Source organism: Stenotrophomonas sp. INTA L402-1, from assembly GCF_059295135.1.
Window position 1 is genome coordinate 76,571 of the sequence record NZ_JCAFWP010000009.1, and the last position, 18,563, is coordinate 95,133.

Below are 18,563 nucleotides of genomic sequence, written 5' to 3' on the forward strand. Positions count from 1 at the left end.
AGGTTCCCGTTACTGCTTGTTCGAATCGTTGGCGGCCGGCTTGGCCGCATCGGCCTGCTCGGGCTTGGCCGCGTCGGCCGGTGCCTTGCCTGCGGCCGGTGCTGCGCCCGCCGGAGCGGCGCCGCCTGCGGCAGGCTTGCCGTTGGCGTCCTGCCCCGGGGTCCACGGCTTGGCAACCGCCGGTGCACCTTCCTTGACCTTCTGCACGCCGGCCACGATCACCTTGTCACCGGCGGCCAGGCCGTCGCTGACCAGCCAGTTGCCGTTCTGCGCGCCATCGGTCTTCACGTTCTTGCGCACGACCTTGCCGTCGGCACCGACCACCATCACGTAGCCGCCGGTGGTGTCGCGCAGCAGCGCCTGCTGCGGCACCAGGTAGGCGTTGTTGCGCTCGCCGAGGTTGGCCTGGAAGCTGACGAAGGCGCCGGGCAGCAGGATCTGCTGCGGGTTCGGCAGCAGCGCACGCAGCGACACCGCGCCGGTGGCCGGGTCGACCGTGGTCGAAGAGAAGTCCAGCGTGCCCGGCTCGCTGTAGGTGCTGCCGTCGGCCAGCTTGACGTTGACCGTGGCCTTGCCGTCACCGGACAGCGCCAGCGCACCCTTGGCCTGCTGCGCGCGCAGCTGGGTCAACTCGTCCACGCTCAGCGAGAAGTTCACGTACAGCGGGTCGAGCTGGTCGACGGTGGTCAGCAGGGTCACATCGCCCTGGCCGACCAGCGCGCCTTCGGTGACCTGCTGCTTGTTGGCCACACCGCTGATCGGCGCGGTTACTTCGGTATAACCCAGGCTGATGCGCGAAGAGGTCACCGCCGCTTCGGCCTGCTTGACCGCGGCCAGCGCGGTGCGCTCGGCCGATTCGGCGTTGTCCAGGTCGGACTTGGAGACGAACTGCTGCGGCGCCAGCGAACGCGCGCGGTCGGCGGCGACCTTGGCATTGGCGTAGGTGGCGCGGGCCGAGGCCAGCTGGGCCTCGGAGGCATTGAGCGAAGCACGCAGCGGCGCCGGGTCGATCAGGAACAGGGGCTGGCCCTGCTTGACCTGCGAGCCTTCCTGGTAGACGCGCTTGAGCAGTACGCCCGGCACGCGCGCACGCACGTCGGCGCTGCGGAACGGCGACAGGCGGCCGACCAGCTCACGCTGCAGCGGCAGGGTCTGCGGCTTGGCGTCGATCACGCCCACCTCCGGCGGCGGGGGCGTCTGCTGTTCCGGCTTCTTGCAGGCAGCCAGCGCGACAGCAACGGCGCACGTCAGGGCAAGGGTGCGGAGTGGGGCGGTCATCAGGAGGAACTCCGGGGTTGGTTTGAAGACGGGGCCGGCGACGGCTGAGGCGCGAAGGCGCGCAGGAAGCTGTCGACGGAGAACTCTGCCCAGCGCCGACGCAGCTGCGCGTCATCACGATGGGGGGTATGGAAACGCTGTTTGTCGAAATCCTGACCGGCGATCATGCTCAGCAGCAGTTCGGCCATGAAGTGCGGGTCGTCATGCCGGAGCTGGCCACGCATGCAAACGGTTTCAATCCATTCAGCAAGATGAAGCGTCAGCGCGCCGGCGCCATGCCGGTACAGCGTACGCGCCTCTTCGGGAAACTGGGCCGCGTCGGCGGCGATCAGCCGACAGGCCTGCCCTACGTGCGGTTGGTTGAAATGCTCCAGGAAGTCGGTGGCGAACTGGAGCAGGCTGGCACGCAGGTCGTCAGTGCGGAGTGCACGAACCATGGCTCCGGTAGCGTGGCCGACATGGCGCTGCATCACCCGGCGCAGCAGTTCCTGCTTGTTGCCGTAGCGCGAGTACAGGGTCTGCTTGGAGCAGCCGGCATGCTGGGCCACCGCGTCCATGCTCATCTGCATGCCCTGCTGGGCCAGCAGCTCGCGCACGGCATCGAACACGCGCTCATCGCGTGCGTCGAGGGCAACGGGGAGGTAGGCCGGGTTCACGCGGTGGACTATACCGTCCAGTTCAGGATTGTGGAATCGAATCGGCGTCGCCGCGTGTGTCTTCCGGTAACACGCTTTGCCGATCCTGTCGGCAGTGCTGAAGCGCGCACCAGCACCATACCGGTGCGAACTGAATAGGCGTCTAAACCGCAGCAAACCCGAATCTACTTATTCCGTCCTGCAGCAAGGCCTTTTCGTGCGGTAGGGCTACAATTTCATTTTCCCAACTGAGCAAGCGCATCGCTCTGCCATGAAACCGCAAAAAACCGCAGCCAAGACCGTGAAAAACAAGACCAAACCAGCAGAGTCGGAGGTCGCAGTGACCGCTGGTTTCTCCCTGGAGCCGGTGTACACGGCATTGCGCAAGCGTTACCCCGCGGCCGCACAGGCCGAAGCGGTGGCCTTCGCCACTGACTTCTACAAGCGCATGGAGTCGGACGAGTTCCCGCACCACAGCGCTGAAGAGTGGGCCGCTCTCGCGGCTGAGACGCTGGAATTCGCCCGTGCCCGCAAGGCCGGCAAGGCCAACGTCCGCGTGTTCAATCCGACCGCGAAGGCCAACGGTTGGGAATCGCCGCACACCGTGCTGCAGATCGTCAACGACGACATGCCGTTCCTGGTCGACACCGTCACCATGTCGCTGGCCGAACAGGGCGTGGGTGTTCACGTGTTGGGCCACCCGGTGCTGCGCTTCACCCGCGACAAGGCCGGCAAGCTGGTCAAGGTCGGCGAGGGTGATGCCGAGTCGGTGATGCTGCTGGAGATCGACCGCCAGCCGGCCGAAGCCATGGCGGCCATCGAGCAGGCCATCAGCAAGGCGCTGGACGAAGTGCGTGCGATCGTGCGCGACTGGCAGCCGATGAAGGACAAGGCACTGGCGCTGGCCGACGACCTGGGCAGCCGCCAGCTGCCGGTCGACGACGCGTCGCGCAAGGAAGCACAGGAATTCCTGCGCTGGGCCGCCGACAACCACTTCACCTTCTTCGGCTACCGCGAGTACCGCGTCGAGAAGCAGGGCAAGGAAGAGGTGCTGGCGCCGCTGAACGACACCGGCCTGGGCCTGATGCGCGGCAAGGACAAGTCCGCCGCCCGTCCGGTCAAGACCCTGGCCGCGCAGGGCCTGAACACCACGTCCGGGCTGAAGGACGCGCTGATCCTGACCAAGACCAATGCCCGTTCGCGCGTGCACCGCGCCGGCTACATGGACTACATCGGCGTGCTGGAATTCGACGCCAAGGGCAAGATCATCGGCGAGCAGCGCTTCCTTGGCCTGTTCACCTCCAGCGCCTACAACCGTCGCCCGTGGGAAATCCCGCTGGTTCGCCAGCGCCACGAGCACGTGATGAAGCAGTCGGGCCTGGCCTCGGCCAGCCACAGCGGCAAGGCCCTGCGCCACATCCTGGAAACCCTGCCGCGCGAAGAACTGTTCCAGTCCAGCGAGGACGAACTGTTCCGCACTGCCATGGGCGTGCTGGGCCTGCAGGAGCGCGTGCGCAGCCGCCTGTTCCTGCGCCGTGACAAGTACAGCCGTTTCATCTCCGCGCTTGTCTACCTGCCGCGTGAGCGCTTCAACACCGACGTGCGCCTGCGCATCGAAGCGATGCTGAAGGACGCGCTGCACGGCGAGTACGTGGACAGCTCGGTGGTGCTGGGCGAATCGCCGCTGGCCCAGGTGCACCTGATCGTGCGCCCGAAGCCGGGCGAAATGCTGGACGTCGATACCGCCGAACTGGAGCAGAAGCTGGCCCAGGTGCTGCGCAACTGGCAGGACGACCTGCGCGAAGCGCTGGTGACCCGCCACGGCGAAACCGAAGGCCTGCGCATCGCTGCCCGCATTGGCAAGGCACTGCCGGCCGGCTACATCGAAGACAACAGCACCGCCGTTGCCGCCAACGATGTCAGCCAGCTCGATGCCCTGACCGGCCCGGACGACCTGCGCCTGAGCCTGCAGGCAGTGCCGCGCGAAAGCGGCGATGGCCTGCGCCTGAAGCTGTATCGCCAGCTGGACGACATTCCGCTGTCGGACGCGCTGCCGATGATGGAAAACATGGGCCTGCGCGTGATCGCCGAGCGCCCGTACCGCCTGTCGGTCGACAACGCGCCGGTGTACGTGCAGGACTTCGAGGTCGAGTCGACCGCCGGCGCGATCGATGCCGCCAGCGTCGATGAAGCCTTCGGCGAGACCTTCGCCCGCGTCTGGCACGGCGATGCCGAGAACGACGGCTTCAACCGCCTGGTGCTGGCTGCCGGCCTGCACTGGCGCCAGGTCGCCATGCTGCGTGGCTACTGCAAGTACCTGCTGCAGACCGGCGTGCCGTTCTCGCAGGCCTACGTGGAAGGCACCTTCGCGCGCTACCCGCTGCTGGCCCGCCTGCTGGTCGAGCTGTTCGAAGCCCGCTTCGATCCGGCTACCGGCCATGAGAGCAAGGACGATATCGCCGCCGGCCAGGCCCAGCTGAAGGCCCACTTCGATGTGCTGGCTGCTGGCGACGACGCCACCCTGAAGGTGCTCAAGACCGTGGTCGACGCCCGCAAGGGTGACCGCGACGCGCAGATGCAGGCCGCGCGCGATGCGCTGCTGAAGCTGATGGACCGCGTGTCCAGCCTGGACGAGGACCGCATCCTGCGCTCGTTCATGGGCGTGATCGACGCGACCCTGCGTACCAGCTACTACCAGACCGATGCCAACGGCCAGCACGGCCATGTCATCAGCTTCAAGTTCGATTCGGCGCTGGTGCCGGACCTGCCGAAGCCGCGCCCGTACCGCGAAATCTTCGTCTACGGCCCGCGCGTGGAAGGTACCCACCTGCGCTTCGGCGCGGTCGCCCGTGGTGGCCTGCGCTGGTCGGACCGTCGCGAAGACTTCCGTACCGAAGTACTGGGCCTGGTCAAGGCGCAGATGGTCAAGAACACCGTCATCGTGCCGGTCGGCGCGAAGGGCGGCTTCTTCGCCAAGACCCCGCCGGTGAACGGCGACCGCGACGCGATCTTCGCCAACGGCGTGGCCTGCTACAAGCTGTTCATCCAGGGCCTGCTGGACATCACCGACAACATCGTCAACAACAAGATCGTGCCGCCGGTGGATGTCGTGCGCCACGACATGGACGATCCGTACCTGGTGGTGGCTGCCGACAAGGGCACCGCGACCTTCTCCGACATTGCCAACGGCCTGGCCATCGCGCACGGCTTCTGGATGGGCGATGCGTTCGCCTCTGGTGGTTCGGTGGGTTACGACCACAAGGGCATGGGCATCACCGCACGCGGTGCGTGGGAGTCGGTCAAGCGCCACTTCCGTGCGCTGGGCCGTGACAGCCAGAGCCAGGACTTCACCGCAGTCGGCGTCGGCGACATGTCCGGCGACGTGTTCGGCAACGGCATGCTGCTGTCGCGCCACATCCGCCTGGTCGCCGCGTTCGATCACCGCCACATCTTCCTGGACCCGAACCCGGATGCAGCCACCACGTTCGTCGAACGTGAGCGCCTGTTCACCGTGCCGCGTTCGAGCTGGGCGGACTACGATGCCAAGCTGATCAGCAACGGCGGCGGCGTGTACCCGCGCAGCCTGAAGTCGATCGAGATCACCCCTCAGGTGCGTGAAGTGCTGGGCCTGGACGAGAACGTCAAGGCGCTGTCGCCGAACGACCTGATGAGCGCGATCCTGAAGGCGCCGGTCGACCTGCTGTGGAACGGCGGCATTGGTACCTACGTCAAGGCCGCCAGCGAGCAGCACAGCGATGTCGGCGACCGCGCCAACAACGCGCTGCGCGTGAACGGTGGCGAGCTGCGCTGCAAGGTGGTGGGCGAGGGCGGCAACCTGGGCATGACCCAGCTGGGCCGCATCGAAGCCGCCCAGGCCGGCGTGCTGCTCAACACCGACTTCATCGACAACTCGGCCGGTGTCGACACCTCCGACCACGAAGTCAACATCAAGATCCTGCTCAACGATGTGGTGCGGGCCAAGAAGCTGACCGTCGAGCAGCGCAACAAGCTGCTGGCTTCGATGACCGATGAAGTCGCCGAGCTGGTGCTCAACGACAACTACCGCCAGAACCAGGCGCTGAGCCTGATGGAGCGGATGGCGGTCAAGCGCCTGGGTTCCAAGCAGCACTTCATCCGTACCCTGGAGCAGCAGGGCCTGCTTGATCGCCAGATCGAGTTCCTGCCGTCCGATGCCGAGCTGTCGCAGCGCAAGGCACGCGGCCAGGGCCTGACCCGTCCGGAGCTGTCGGTGCTGCTGTCCTACTCCAAGCTGGTGGCGTTCGCCCAGCTGCTGGATTCGGACATTCCGGAAGATCCGTACCTGTCCAAGGAGCTGCAGCGCTACTTCCCGACCCCGCTGCAGAAGAAGTACGCCGACGCAATGGAGCGTCACCGCCTGAAGCGCGAAATCATCGCCACGGCCGTGACCAACCAGACCATCAACCGCATGGGCGCCACCTTCCTGATGCGCATGCAGGAAGACACCGGTCGTTCCATCGCCGAGGTCGCCAAGGCCTACACCATCAGCCGTGAAACGCTGGATGCACGCGCGCTGTGGGCGCAGATCGATGCCCTCGACGGCAAGGTGCCGGAGTCGGTGCAGATCGATGCACTGGAAGTGATCTGGAAGCTGCAGCGCTCGTTCGTGCGCTGGCTGCTGTCGCGCCCGGGCGCGATGCCGGGCATCACCGAAGCGGTCAACCGCTACCAGGGTCCGTTCAACGACATCCGCGTTGCTTCGGGTGTGCTGCCGGATTCGCAGCGTCCGACCTACGAAGCCCTGGTGGCCGAGTGGAAGGAAAAGGGCCTGCCGTCCGCGCTGGCACAGCAGCTGGCCGAACTGCACTTCCTGGAGCCAGCGTTCGACATCATCGAACTGGCCCGTACCCGCAAGCTGAAGCCGGTGGACGTGTCCAAGGTCCACTTCCGCCTGGGCGATGCCCTGCAGCTGCCATGGCTGTTCGAGCAGGTCGACGCGCTGGAGGTCAATGGCCGTTGGCACGCCGTGGCACGTGGCGTGCTGCGTGACGAGCTGGCCGCCAACCACCGCAACCTGGCGGGCCAGGTGCTGGGCACCAAGGGCAGCAGTGCTGAAGCCAAGGTGGCGGCCTGGATGGGTCGCGACGACAACAGCCTGCGCTTCACCCTGGCGATGCTGGCCGAACTGGCCGAGCAGAAGACCCTGGACTACCCGACCGTCTCGGTCGCCGTCCAGCGCCTGGGCCAGCTGGCCGCGCATGGTGCGTAAGCGCATTCGCGCTGACGCCCCACGGTTTGCTCTGCAAACCGTGGGCCCCATGCCAACCATGCTCCCAGACCCCCGCGCCGTTGGCGCGCCCCCCTGACTCAGGGGGGCTCCTGATCTGCAGCAGTTGGAGGAACGGCCCCGCGAAAGCGGGGCCGTTCTGTTTCTGCCTGTTTTTCTGCGATCACTGACCCGACGCCGGCCGTCGACCTGTCAGGTGGATGACCGGCATATCCGCCGGGACCGTGAGCGCCATGGATGGCGCGATCGAGCCCCCAGGGACGGGTTTACGGCGTGTCCCGGCGGATATGCCGGTCATCCGCCCCGCGCGGTCCACCCCCCGGCGCTCGGTTATGCTCTTCACCAGTCCCCCCCGGATCCACCGATGAGCGACACCCCCCGCATCGCTTTCCTGGCCAGCACCACCGAGCCCGCGCAGATGGCCCGCGCCGCGATGGTCTCGCGCTATGGCGATCACGCGCCGGAGCAGGCGGACGTGCTGTGCCCGCTGGGCGGCGACGGTTTCATGCTGCAGACCCTGCATCGGCACGGGCACCTGGGAAAGCCGGTGTTCGGCATGAAACTGGGCACCGTCGGCTTCCTGATGAACCAGTACCGCGGCGACGACGACGTGCAGGCCCGCATTGCCCGTGCCGAACCGGCCAACCTGCGCCCGCTGGAAATGGTGGCGCTGACCGAGTCGGGCACCAGTACCGGTTCGCTGGCCTACAACGATGTGTCGCTGCTGCGCCAGACCCGGCAGGCGGCGCATATCGGCATCGACCTCAACGGCCAGGAACGTGTGGCCGAACTGATCGGAGACGGCGTGCTGGTGGCCACGCCGGCAGGCAGTACCGCCTACAACTATTCCGCGCACGGACCGGTGCTGCCGCTGGGCTCGCATACCATCGCGCTGACGCCGCTGGCCCCTTACCGGCCGCGACGCTGGCGCGGGGCGATCCTCAAGGCCGACACCGAGGTGCGTTTCCGCGTGCTTGATCCGTACAAGCGCCCGGTCAGCGTTACAGCGGATTCGCACGAGACCCGCGACGTGGTCGAGGTGACCATCCGCGAGTCGAAGGACCGCCGCGTGACCCTGCTGTTCGACCCGGAGCACAACCTGGAAGACCGGATCCTGAGCGAACAGTTCGTTTTTTGACGACAATAGGCGGCCGGCCCCGCCGACCGCTTGAAGGACCCCCACCGATGGGCGACAACTCCCCCCGTTTGCTGACCGTCGCGGTGACCTCGCGCGCCCTGTTCGACCTCGAGGAAAGCCATGCGCTGTTCGAGAGCGATGGCGTGGCGGCCTATGCCGAATTCCAGCGCCAGCACGAGGACGATATCCTCGGGCCCGGCGTGGCCTTCCCGGTGGTGCGCAAGTTGCTGGCGCTGAATCAGGGCGCCAGCCCGGAGAACCCGCGGGTCGAGGTGATCCTGCTGTCGCGCAATTCGGCCGATACCGGCCTGCGCATCTTCAATTCGATCCAGCACTACGGCCTGGGCATCATCCGCGCAACGTTCACCGCCGGCGAGCCGACCTGGCCGTACGTGAAGCCATTCGGCACCGACCTGTTCCTGTCGGCCAACCCGGAATCGGTGCGCAGCGCGCTGCGCCATGGCATCGCGGCGGCGACCATCCTGCCCAAGCCGCCGGGCGAGACCGCCGCTGCGGCGGCCGACCAGATCGATACCGGTCGCCCGGCCGGCCAGCTGCGCATCGCCTTTGACGGTGACGCGGTGATCTTCGGCGACGAGAGTGAGCGCATTTCGCGCGAGCAGGGCGTGGAAGCCTTTGGCCGCCACGAACGCGAGCGCGCCCGAGAGCCGCTCAGCGGCGGGCCGTTCCGTGGCTTCCTGTCGGCGCTGCACACGCTGCAGGAAGTGTTCCCGGCCGGAGACAGTGCACCGATCCGCACCGCACTGGTGACCGCGCGTTCGGCACCTGCGCACGAACGGGTGATCCGCACCCTGCGTGAGTGGGGTGTGCGCCTGGACGAAGCGCTGTTCCTCGGTGGCCGCCACAAGGGCCCGTTCCTGCAGGCGTTCGGCGCCGACATCTTCTTCGATGATTCGCAGCACAACATCGACAGTGCCCGAGAGCATGTGGCCGCCGGCCATGTGCCGCATGGCGTTGCCAACGAGAGCTGAGGCCACGACGGGTGGGTGCCAACCGTTGGTTGGCACTGCCATGCATCCGTGCCCACCAAGGTGGGCATCTACCAGAGCGCTGTACCCCGGTAGTCGCCAACCTTGGTTGGCATTGCCGTCAGGCCACGGGTCCGGTCACGGGCTGCCCGACATCCCCAGCTGCAGGTCCACCACCCTCCAGCGCAGGCCCTGCGGTTCCAGCACCACCTTCATCGGCGGCTGGCCGGGGCCGCGATCGACATCGATCACGAAGCGGTCCAGCGCTTCGAAATGATGTTCGGCATGCTTCAGCGGCCGTGCGGGTTCGGTCGCGCCGAAGGCATCGCCGCCCTGCAGTTCATTGCGGCCACGCTTCCACAGCACGTGGCCCTGCAGCATCGCGCCGATCCCGGTCGGGGTCACCATGGTGTCCACCGCGGCACCACCAAGCTGGTCGCCCAGCCCGTACAGCAGGGCACCGAACGGGCTGGCCGCCACATCCGGGCCGGCTTGGCGCACCAGATAGTCATTGAGCTGCGCGCGCAGGCTGCTGCGCACGCGCGGGAAATCGACGTAACGCTCCAGGCGCGCGGTGTCGCGTTGCTCAATGGCCTTGGACAGGCCATTGACGGTCATGTACGGGCCGCCGAACCACCAGGCGGCCAAGGCCAGGACCAGCAGCCCAACGAGTGCGGTGAGTTTCTTCATGCCGCCCAGACTGCCGCAACCGCAGCAGCATGGGGTGAAGACTCAATGACTGGGAGATCCGCGGCCATCACCGAAGGCGTCCACCAGCTGCTGGCGTTCGGCTGCGGTCAGTGCCTCAAGCCGCGTCGCCAGTACCTCGTCCAGGCTGCCGGTGCGGGTGGTGCCCAGGATGCCACTGGCCACGCCGGGATGGCCCAGGGCGTAGGCAAACGCGGTCTGGGCCGGGCGCTGGCTGCGGATGGCGGCGAGTGCCTTCCGCATGTTGCGTGCGCTGCGCATCAGTTGACGGCTGCTCGGTTTGAGCCAGGCCCTGGCCAGGTACCAGGCATCCGCCGGTCGTGGCAGGCGCGGGCGTGGTGGCAGCAGATGGCCCTGCGCCAGCACGGTGCCGGCCAGTACGCCGATGCCCACCGCGTGCAACTGGTCGATGAGGGGTTCACGGTCCTGCTGCAGGGCGTTGTAGTCCAGAAGCACCACGTCGAACAGCGTGGGATGGTCGATCATCCAGCGCAGGGTCGATGCCGTGTGCGTATTGATGCCGGTGTGCCGGATCAGCCCGCGTTCGCGCAGGCGTTGCAGCGCGGCCAGCAGGTCATCGTTGATGTCGTGCTGGCTGGCACCGTGCAGCTGGTAGATATCCAGGTAATCCAGGCCGAGGTTGCGCAGCGAGGCCTCGCAGCTGGCAGTGATGGCTGCCGGCGAGAAATTGCGTTGCTCGGCGCCGCTGACGCCGGCCTGGCCGGTCAGCGTGCCGCCTTTGCTGGAAATCACCAGCGACTCGCGCGGGTATCGCTTCAGCAACGGGCGCAGGATGCGGCCCAGCCGCGGCTCGGCGTGGAAACCGGAATAGTTGTGGCCGGTGTCCAACAGGTTCACGCCCTGTGCCAGTGCATGCTCGACCACGTGCGCGGCCGACTGTTCCGGGAAGCGGCGATGCCCCCAGAAGCCGGAGCAGCCAAGGCCCACCGGCGAAACCGCCAGGCCGGTGCGGCCCAGCGTGCGGCGTTGCTGTGCCAACGGCATCAGAATTCCAGGTCCAGCGCCGCGCACAGGTAGTCGACGAACGGGCCGAGCGCGGCCAGGTCCTTGCCCAGCGTGGACAGCAGGCGCGGGCCGGTCATGGTGGCGTCGTCCAGCGAGCGCCACATCACCCAGTTGCGGTGCTTGAGGTCGTCGATGAATTCGAAGTCGGCCGGGAAGCCGCGCGGCGGACGCACCAGCTTCTCGCTCTCTTCGAAGTCGAAGCGCTTGCGCAGGGCCGGTGCATGCGCTGCGGCCTTCCAGCTGCCGGGGTTGTCGAGAATGAAATGGCGCACGCGGCGCTGGGTCTCCGGTTCCGGATGCCACAGGCCGGCACCGACGAAGCTCTCGCCTGGCTGCAGGTGCATGTAGAACGAGGGCGCGGCCACCTCGCGGCGGCGCTCATGGAACAGGCGTGCACCCTGCCAGGTCTTGTACGGGGATTTGTCGTTGGAGAAGCGCGCGTCGCGATGGATGCGGAACAGCGAGCCGCCGACGCCGCGGGTATCGGCGCGGAAGTGGTCGCTGACCTCGGCCAGCGCCGGCTGCAGGTCGCCCAGCAGGCGCAGGAACGGCTGCCGCACGTGGTCTTCGTACTGCTGGCGGTGGTCGTTGAACCATGCCTTGTCGTTATGCCGCGCCAGGCTGCGCAGGAACTTGAAGCTGGCGTCCGAGAAATAGGTACTCACAAGGTCTCCTGCAGGTGCTGGCCCCAGTCGCGCAGCGATTGCAGCAGGGCCTGGCGCCGCGCATCTTCGGGCGCTTCGGCGGCCAGTGCATCGAGCTGCTGCTGGTACTGGGGCAGGTTGAGTTCGCCCAGCCCGCCGTCTCCGAGCAGGCGCTGGCGGCGGTAATCCTGCCAGCGCTGGCGTTCAGCCGGTGCGAGGCTGTCGGGATGATTGCGCGCGCGGTAGCGGAACAGCAGCTCCGGCAGGCGCGGGTCGCGGAAGCGGCCTTCCAGCGCGGCCAGCTGCTCCGGCGCGGTGGTGCGTGCCAGCGCAAGCAGCGGCTTGTCGCCATTGCCGAGGAAGCCGTCGTAGAGCGAGGCATCGACATCGGCCACGGTGGCGGCGCGGGGCTGGTTGTAGACCTGCCGGGCCTTCTCGGCCAGCTGCGGGGCGAACGCGCGCAGGCGTTCCACCTTGGCCTCGATCGCGGCCACGTCCAGGCCGAGGCGCGCGTGGTCATCGGCGCGCAGGTGGTTCCAGGCGATCAGCGCGGGCACCTTGTTCAGGTGCACTTCCTTCAGCGGCACCCGCGCCACGCCTTCGGGCAGTTCGCTGGCGCGCATGTACAGGCGCTGCGCGATCACCTCGGCCGGCAGTTCCAGCAGATCGTCGATCTCGCCTTCCAGGTCGAACACGATCACCCGGTTGTTGATGGTCGGGTGCGCGGCCAGCGGCAGCACCGGGGCCGCGCACAGGCGACTGGCCGGGTAGCGCATGGAAATGTGCAGTACCGGCTTCATCGCGGCCACGTCCAGCAGGCTGCCGACGAAGCGTTTGTCGCGCAGCTTCAGCGCGTACTCCCACAGCCGTGGCTGCGACTGCTTGAACAGGCGTGCCATGCCGATGGTGGCGCGTACGTCGGACAGCGCTTCGTGCGCATCGCCTTCGCGCACGTTGTTGGCCTCGGCCAGGTGCTCGAGCTTGAACGAGGTGGCGCCATCCTCGCGCAGCGGCCACTGGATGCCGTCCGGGCGCATCGCGCGCATCAGCCGCAGCATGTCCAGCAGGTCCCAGCGCGAATTGCCGTTGCGCCACTCGCGTTCGTACGGGTCGTGGAAGTTGCGGAACAGGCCGTAGCGGACGAACTCATCGTCGAAGCGCAGCGTGTTGTAGCCCAGCGCACAGGTGCCGGGGCGCGACAGCTGCTCGTTGATGCGATCGAAGGCCTCGGCTTCGCTGATGCCCTCGGCCAGTGCCTGCTGCGGGGTGATGCCGGTGACCAGGGTGGCCATCGGCGAGGGCAGCAGGTCATCGGCCGGGCGCACGAAGAAACTGACCGGCGTGTCGATTTCGTTGAGATCGGCGTCGGTACGGATCGCGGCGTACTGCGAGATGCGCGTGCGCCGCGGGTCCTGGCCGAAGGTTTCCAGGTCGTAGAACAGGAAGCTGTCAGCCATCAGTGCGCGCCCTCCAGGACCGGTAGCTGGGCGTGGATCTGTGCTTCCAGTGCGGTCCAGTCGATGTTGTCCAGTGAATCGTGACCGGCGGTGGCGGCCACCAGCATGTCGCGCTGCAGTTCGGTGCGGCGCAGCGCCTCGGCGTACGGCGTGTGCAGGAAAGTGACCATCGTGTAGTGCGGTACGAAGCGGGTCGGCCAGCGCCGCTGCAGTTCCTGTTCCAGCTCGCGCTGCAGCAGGAAGGCGGGATCGGCCACGCGGTCGCGCATCTCCAGGTAGTTCTCCAGCGCCATCTGCTGGATTGCGCGCGCATTTGGCTTGCGCTCGGCTTCGAACGCGGCAAACGCGCCTTCCAGATCATCGGCCTCCATCAGGTGACGGGCCAGCGCAACGCAGTCCTCGAACGCGCAGTTCATACCCTGGCCATGGAACGGCACCATCGCATGCGCGGCGTCGCCGATCAGCACGGCGCGGCCCTGCTGGTGCCAGCGTTCCAGAGTGAGCGTGCCAAGCAGGCCCGGCGGATGCTGCTCCCAGTCCGCGCGCAGGTTCAGGATCAACGGCAGGGTGTCGGCGAACTCGCGCGCGAACAGCGCCTCGGCCTGTGCGCCGGTGTTGACCGTGGCGAAGCTGGGGTCGCCCTGGTTGGGCAGGAACAGAGTGACGGTGAAGGTGCCTTCATGGTTGGGCAGGGCGATGCACATGTAGTGGCCGCGCGGCCAGATGTGCAGTGCATTGCGCTCGATGCGGAAGCTGCCATCGGCAGCCGGCGGGATCTCCAGCTCCTTGTAGGAGTGGTCGAGGAAGGCGATGTCCTCACCCAGCGGCGCGCGCCGGTTCATCGCCGCACGCAGTGCCGAACCGGCACCGTCGGCACCGATCAGGGTGTCGAAACGGATGTCGTGCGGGCTGTCGTCACGGTCATCGATGAAGCGTGCGTAACCCGCATCGAAATCGACGGTGTGCAGGCGGCGATGGAAGTGCACGGTGGCGCCGGCCTGTTCGGCCAGCTCCAGCAGCGTGGTGTTCAGGTCGCTGCGGTGGATCGACCAGATCACTTCGCTGTCGTCGCGGCCATAGCGCTGCAGCTGCGGTTCGCCCTCGCGCGGGTGCACCATGCGCCCGCGCATCATCACCGCGCGCGCCATCACCTCGTCTTCCACGCCCGCCTGACGCAGTGCGTTGCGCCCACGCTCGGCCAATGCCAGGTTGATCGAGCGGCCGCTCTCGTAGTCGGCCACGCGTGGATCGCCGCGGCGTTCGTACAAGGTGATGCGCCAGCCCTGGCGTGACAGCAGGATGGCCAGCAGGGACCCGGCAAGGCCGGCACCGATAATGCTCAACGAGCGGGAAGCGTGTGCGATCAACGAACTGTCCAGCAGTAGGGGAGGGGCCGGCTTAGAGGCCGGCCCAGGCTTCCACTTCCTCGACGAAGTGGTGCACGTCCAGGTAGCGGTTGTAGAGCGGGGTGGGCGAGATGCGGATCACGTCGGGCTCGCGCCAGTCGCCGAGCACACCGATGCCGCGCAGATGCTCGAACAGCGCACGGCCGCGCTCGCGGCCACCGATCACGCGCAATGACAGCTGGCAGCCACGGCGCTGCGGCTCGGCCGGGGTGATGATGTCGAGCACGCCGGACAGGCGTGCGCGCACCAGTGCTTCGAGCATGCCGGTCAGTGCCAGCGACTTGCTGCGCAGCGCCTCCATGCCGGCGCGCTCGAACAGGTCCAGCGAGGCGCGCAGCGGCGCCAGGCCGAGGATTGGCGGATTGCTCAGCTGCCAGCCTTCGGCACCGATGGCCGGGGTGAACTGCGGCGCCATCTGGAAGCGGGTGGATTCCTCATGGCCCCACCAGCCGGCAAAGCGCGGCAGGCTGGTGTCGCGGTGATGGCGCTCGTGGACGAAGGCGCCGGCAACCGCGCCCGGGCCGCTGTTGAGGTACTTGTAGTGGCACCACACGGCGAAATCAGGGGCCACGTCATGCAGGCGCAGCGGCAGGTTGCCGACCGAGTGTGCCAGGTCGAAGCCGATACGCGCGCCCTGCAGACGTGCGGCGCGGGTGATCGCATCGAGGTCGAAGGCTTGGCCGGTGCGGTACTGCACGCCGGGCCACAGCACCAGCGCCAGGCGTGAACCGTGCTCGGCGATGGCATGCTCGATCGCGGTCAGTGAAATCGTTCCGTTGGCCTCGTCCGGCTGCACTTCCACCAGGCACTCGGCCGGGTCGAAGCCATGGAAGCGGATCTGTGCTTCCACCGCGTGGCGATCAGTCGGGAATGCGCCGGCTTCCATCAGGATCACCGGGCGCTCGGCCGTGGGCCGGTAGAAGCTGACCATCATCAGGTGCAGGTTCACGCTCAGCGTGTTCATTGCAACTACCTCGCTGGGCAGCGCACCGACCACGCGGGCCAGCTGCGCGCTCACCAGGCGGTGGTAGGACAGCCACTGCGTCGGGCCGGTGAAGTGGCCTTCCACCGCCAGCTCGCCCCACTGCTTCATCACTTCCTGCACGGCCGCCTGCGCGCCACGCGGCTGCAGGCCCAGCGAGTTGCCGACGAAGTAGGTCTGCTCGCCGCCGCCATGGCGCGGAATCAGGAATTCATTGCGCAGCGGGCGCAGCGGATCGGCGGCGTCCAGGGCAATGGCGTGGGTGCGGCTGAGCAGGTCGGACATGGTCGGGCAACAGGCTGCAACGGGACCGCCAGTGTAGCGCCTGGGCCAGGGCCCGGTAGCAGCCGACCCGGCACCAGCGCCGCATGGCCCGGTTGTCGCCAACCTTGGTTGGCGCACGTACAAGCAAGCGCCCACCAAGGTGGGCAACTACCAGAGCGGGGGCGAGCATGCGCCCACCAGGGTGGGCGACTACCGTTCGAGGCTCAGCCGACCGCTGGCGCCGGCAGCGGGTCCACGTGCCCGCACTCGCTGCAGGTACGCAGTTCCAGGCTGGCGTGATAGCGCGCAAACACCTTGGGCAGGTCGGTTTCGATGTTCTGCAGCGGGAAGTACTCTTCGTGCAGCTTGTGGTTGCAGCGCTCGCAGTGCCAGATCACGCCGTCCATCTCGTGCGGCAGGCGCTTGCGCTCGACCACCAGACCGATGCCACCGGGCGGGCGCCGCGGCGAGTGCGGAACCTTTGCCGGCAGCAGGAAGATCTCGCCGGCGCGGATCGGAATGTCGCGCACCGCGCCGTCTTCCTGCACCTTCAGCACCATCTCGCCTTCGAGCTGGTAGAACCACTCCGGGCCTTCGTCGTAGTGGAAGTCGGTACGCGAGTTCGGCCCGCCCACCACCATCACGATGAAGTCGCCGTTGTCGATCATCTTGTTGCCCACCGGCGGCTTCAGCAGGTGGCGGTTGTCTTCGATCCAGGCGTGCAGGTTGATCGGCGAAGCGAGCATGGTGGTCATCCGTAAGGGATCAGTCGCGCTTGCCCTTGCGCGGGACGTAGGACAGGGCCTTTTCATAGGCGGGCTGCAGCTCTTCCTGCGAACCGACGTCGATGCCCATCTCGCGCACGCGTCCGTCCTTCAGGCTGTAGACCCAGCCGTGCACCATCAGCTTCTGGCCGCGGGCCCAGGCGTCCTGCACGATGGTCGAGCGGCACAGGTTGGCCACCTGCTCGATCACGTTCAGTTCGCACAGGCGTGCGTGCTTGAGCTCGTCGGTCTCGATCGCATCGAGGATGCCGGTGTGCTTCTGCATCACGTCGCCAACGTGGCGCAGCCAGTTGTCGGCCAGGCCGACGCGGGTGTTGTGCAGGCAGGCATGCACGCCGCCGCAGCCGTAGTGGCCGACGATCAGGATGTGCTTCACCTTCAGCTGGTCCACCGCGTACTGCACCACGCTCAGGCAGTTCAGATCGGTGTGGGCGACCACGTTGGCGACGTTGCGGTGCACGAACACTTCACCCGGGGCCATGCCGATGATCTGGTTGGCCGGCACGCGCGAATCGGAACAGCCGATCCACAGGTATTCGGGGTGCTGCTGCTTGGCGAGCTGGTGGAAGAACTCGGGGTCTTCCTTCTCGATCCGGTCGGCCCAGTCGCGGTTGTTCTGCAGCAGCTTGTGGATGTCTTTCATGTATGGGTCCCTGGCGTCGGGTGGGGGCTCGCCGCAGCCGTCCGGCTGCGTCGTCGCGGGAATCTGGGGCGTTCAGTCGCTGCGGGCGGCCTGTTCGCGGTGCCAGCGCATCCACTGCGCCAACTCGGTGGAAGCGGGGGTGCCCAGCTGTTCCAGTTCGGCGATCACCGCGCGCTGGTTCGCATCGGGATGGTTCTGGCTCAGCTTGAGCTTCAGCTGCACCTGTTCGACCTGCAAGCGGAAGCCGACGATGGCGCGCAGCTCCGGGCCATGTTCGGCACGCGTGGTATCGAACTGCCAGGCCTGGCCGACACTGGCTTCGAAGCGGTCGCTGATCGCGCCGACCAGGTTGGCCAGCGCCTCGGTATCGTCGAAGGTCTGCAGCTGGCCACGCAGCTCGGCGGCGGCGTAGTTCCAGGTGGGTACCCGCGCAGCGGGTTCCTTGTCCGGATACCAGCTGGCCGAGACGTAGCCATGCGGACCATCGATCAGTACCTTGGCCGCGCCGCGGTGGCGCGACTGCGGGTTGGCGCGCGCCCAGTGGCCGCGCAGTTCGATCTGGTCGCCGTCACGCCGGTACAGCACCGGCATCCGGGTCAGCTCCGGCAGGCCATCGCTGCCGGGCGTGAGCACGGTAACGAACGGGTCGCGCGCCAGCAGGCGGTCCAGCCAGAGCAGATCGGTCTCGGCGAAGGCGCGCGGGGTGAACATGCAGGGGTCAGGCGCGCCCGCCCAGCGACTGGATCATGCGGCCGCGCAGGCCCTCATCGCTGTCGGCCTGCGGCGGCTGCACTTCGCGCAGGCTGAAGCCGCGCACCAGCGCGTCTTCCTCGTCCAGGCCGTCGTACTCGACGAATTCGGCGTCGAACAGCTGCGAACGCGCGGTGTCTTCGCTGTCATAGCTCAGCGTGTTGCCATCGCTGTCGAGCACTTCGGCGGTGCCGGCCGGGCGCACGCGCAGGCGCGCCCAGATCAGGGTGTTGCCGAGGCTGGCCAGCCACCAGCTGTCGCGCGAGGCGGTGATGTCATTCATGGATGTGTTACCAGAGCGAGGCCAGCCAGAGCAGGGCGGCCATGCCCAGTCCGGCCAGCAGGGTCAGCAGCGATACCCAGGCCGGCGTCGCCAGCCCGGACAGCGAGCGGTCCGGCTGCTGGCGATAGTCACGGCGCAGCAGCCAGGCCAGGGCATCGGGCTTGAGGAAGGCACCGCTGCCGAAGCGCTCGGCGAGCGCCGGATGGCGATCGCGTACGTGCACCAGGGTCAGCGGCCAGAAGATCACGAAGGCACTGAACCCGGCCACTGCAACGCCGACGAAACAGAGGGCGAAGAACAGGGTCATGG

At 67.3% G+C, this 18,563-nt stretch carries 16 protein-coding genes; 3 read left to right on the forward strand and 13 right to left on the reverse strand.

Annotated features, from left to right (window positions below):
- Nucleotides 1-9: 9 nt before the first annotated feature.
- The gene (locus tag AC5O77_RS07830) at nt 10-1,278 is read right to left on the reverse strand and encodes an efflux RND transporter periplasmic adaptor subunit (protein ID WP_032127668.1); all 1,269 of its coding nucleotides are present in this window, start codon (nt 1,276-1,278) and stop codon (nt 10-12) included.
- On the reverse strand, nt 1,278-1,934 hold the full coding sequence (locus tag AC5O77_RS07835) for a TetR/AcrR family transcriptional regulator (protein WP_478057014.1): 657 nt from the start codon (nt 1,932-1,934) through the stop codon (nt 1,278-1,280). Before AC5O77_RS07835 ends, AC5O77_RS07830 begins: the two co-directional genes overlap by 1 nt.
- Before the next feature lie 250 nt (nt 1,935-2,184).
- On the opposite strand from AC5O77_RS07835, the gene AC5O77_RS07840 reads away from it, so the two are divergent.
- From AC5O77_RS07840 to AC5O77_RS07850, 3 genes are all read left to right on the forward strand, one after another.
- Complete coding sequence (locus AC5O77_RS07840; protein WP_478056911.1) at nt 2,185-7,161, forward strand: NAD-glutamate dehydrogenase; 4,977 nt, start codon at nt 2,185-2,187, stop codon at nt 7,159-7,161.
- A gap of 382 nt (nt 7,162-7,543) precedes the next feature.
- Entirely contained in the window at nt 7,544-8,317 is a 774-nt protein-coding gene (locus AC5O77_RS07845) for an NAD kinase (RefSeq protein ID WP_006376667.1), read from the forward strand.
- Between the two features lie 47 nt (nt 8,318-8,364).
- Nucleotides 8,365-9,309, forward strand: coding sequence for a 5'-nucleotidase (locus AC5O77_RS07850; RefSeq protein ID WP_087923029.1), 945 nt, complete (start codon nt 8,365-8,367; stop codon nt 9,307-9,309).
- A gap of 135 nt (nt 9,310-9,444) precedes the next feature.
- Here the strand turns inward: AC5O77_RS07850 and AC5O77_RS07855 are convergent, their stop codons facing one another.
- The 11 genes from AC5O77_RS07855 to AC5O77_RS07905 form a co-directional block, all read right to left on the reverse strand.
- A complete protein-coding gene (locus AC5O77_RS07855; protein ID WP_478056910.1) occupies nt 9,445-9,996 on the reverse strand; it encodes a DUF2939 domain-containing protein in 552 nt (183 codons plus the stop codon).
- A 42-nt stretch (nt 9,997-10,038) separates the two neighbouring features.
- Nucleotides 10,039-11,019: an aldo/keto reductase gene (locus tag AC5O77_RS07860; protein ID WP_049463159.1), complete on the reverse strand. Its 981-nt coding sequence runs from the start codon at nt 11,017-11,019 to the stop codon at nt 10,039-10,041.
- Nucleotides 11,019-11,705 carry a DUF2461 domain-containing protein gene (locus AC5O77_RS07865; protein ID WP_478056909.1) on the reverse strand — a complete coding sequence of 229 codons (687 nt, stop codon included), beginning with the start codon at nt 11,703-11,705 and terminating at the stop codon, nt 11,019-11,021. The genes AC5O77_RS07860 and AC5O77_RS07865 overlap by 1 nt, the downstream gene beginning before the upstream one ends.
- Nucleotides 11,702-13,141: an exodeoxyribonuclease I gene (gene sbcB / locus AC5O77_RS07870; RefSeq protein WP_478056908.1), complete on the reverse strand. Its 1,440-nt coding sequence runs from the start codon at nt 13,139-13,141 to the stop codon at nt 11,702-11,704. The genes AC5O77_RS07865 and sbcB overlap by 4 nt, the downstream gene beginning before the upstream one ends.
- On the reverse strand, nt 13,141-14,508 hold the full coding sequence (locus tag AC5O77_RS07875) for an FAD-dependent oxidoreductase (protein WP_478056907.1): 1,368 nt from the start codon (nt 14,506-14,508) through the stop codon (nt 13,141-13,143). The genes sbcB and AC5O77_RS07875 overlap by 1 nt, the downstream gene beginning before the upstream one ends.
- Before the next feature lie 31 nt (nt 14,509-14,539).
- Entirely contained in the window at nt 14,540-15,814 is a 1,275-nt protein-coding gene (gene kynU, locus AC5O77_RS07880) for a kynureninase (protein WP_032127677.1), read from the reverse strand.
- A gap of 203 nt (nt 15,815-16,017) precedes the next feature.
- The gene (locus AC5O77_RS07885) at nt 16,018-16,539 is read right to left on the reverse strand and encodes a 3-hydroxyanthranilate 3,4-dioxygenase (RefSeq protein ID WP_478056906.1); all 522 of its coding nucleotides are present in this window, start codon (nt 16,537-16,539) and stop codon (nt 16,018-16,020) included.
- 19 nt (nt 16,540-16,558) lie between these two features.
- Nucleotides 16,559-17,221, reverse strand: coding sequence for a carbonate dehydratase (gene can, locus AC5O77_RS07890; RefSeq protein WP_014037740.1), 663 nt, complete (start codon nt 17,219-17,221; stop codon nt 16,559-16,561).
- 72 nt (nt 17,222-17,293) lie between these two features.
- On the reverse strand, nt 17,294-17,932 hold the full coding sequence (locus AC5O77_RS07895; RefSeq protein WP_478056905.1) for an FMN-binding negative transcriptional regulator: 639 nt from the start codon (nt 17,930-17,932) through the stop codon (nt 17,294-17,296).
- A gap of 7 nt (nt 17,933-17,939) precedes the next feature.
- On the reverse strand, nt 17,940-18,254 hold the full coding sequence (locus AC5O77_RS07900) for a hypothetical protein (protein ID WP_149909398.1): 315 nt from the start codon (nt 18,252-18,254) through the stop codon (nt 17,940-17,942).
- Between the two features lie 7 nt (nt 18,255-18,261).
- Nucleotides 18,262-18,561, reverse strand: a complete 300-nt coding sequence (locus AC5O77_RS07905) for a hypothetical protein (RefSeq protein WP_005417403.1) — start codon at nt 18,559-18,561, stop codon at nt 18,262-18,264.
- Between the last annotated feature and the right edge of the window lie 2 nt (nt 18,562-18,563).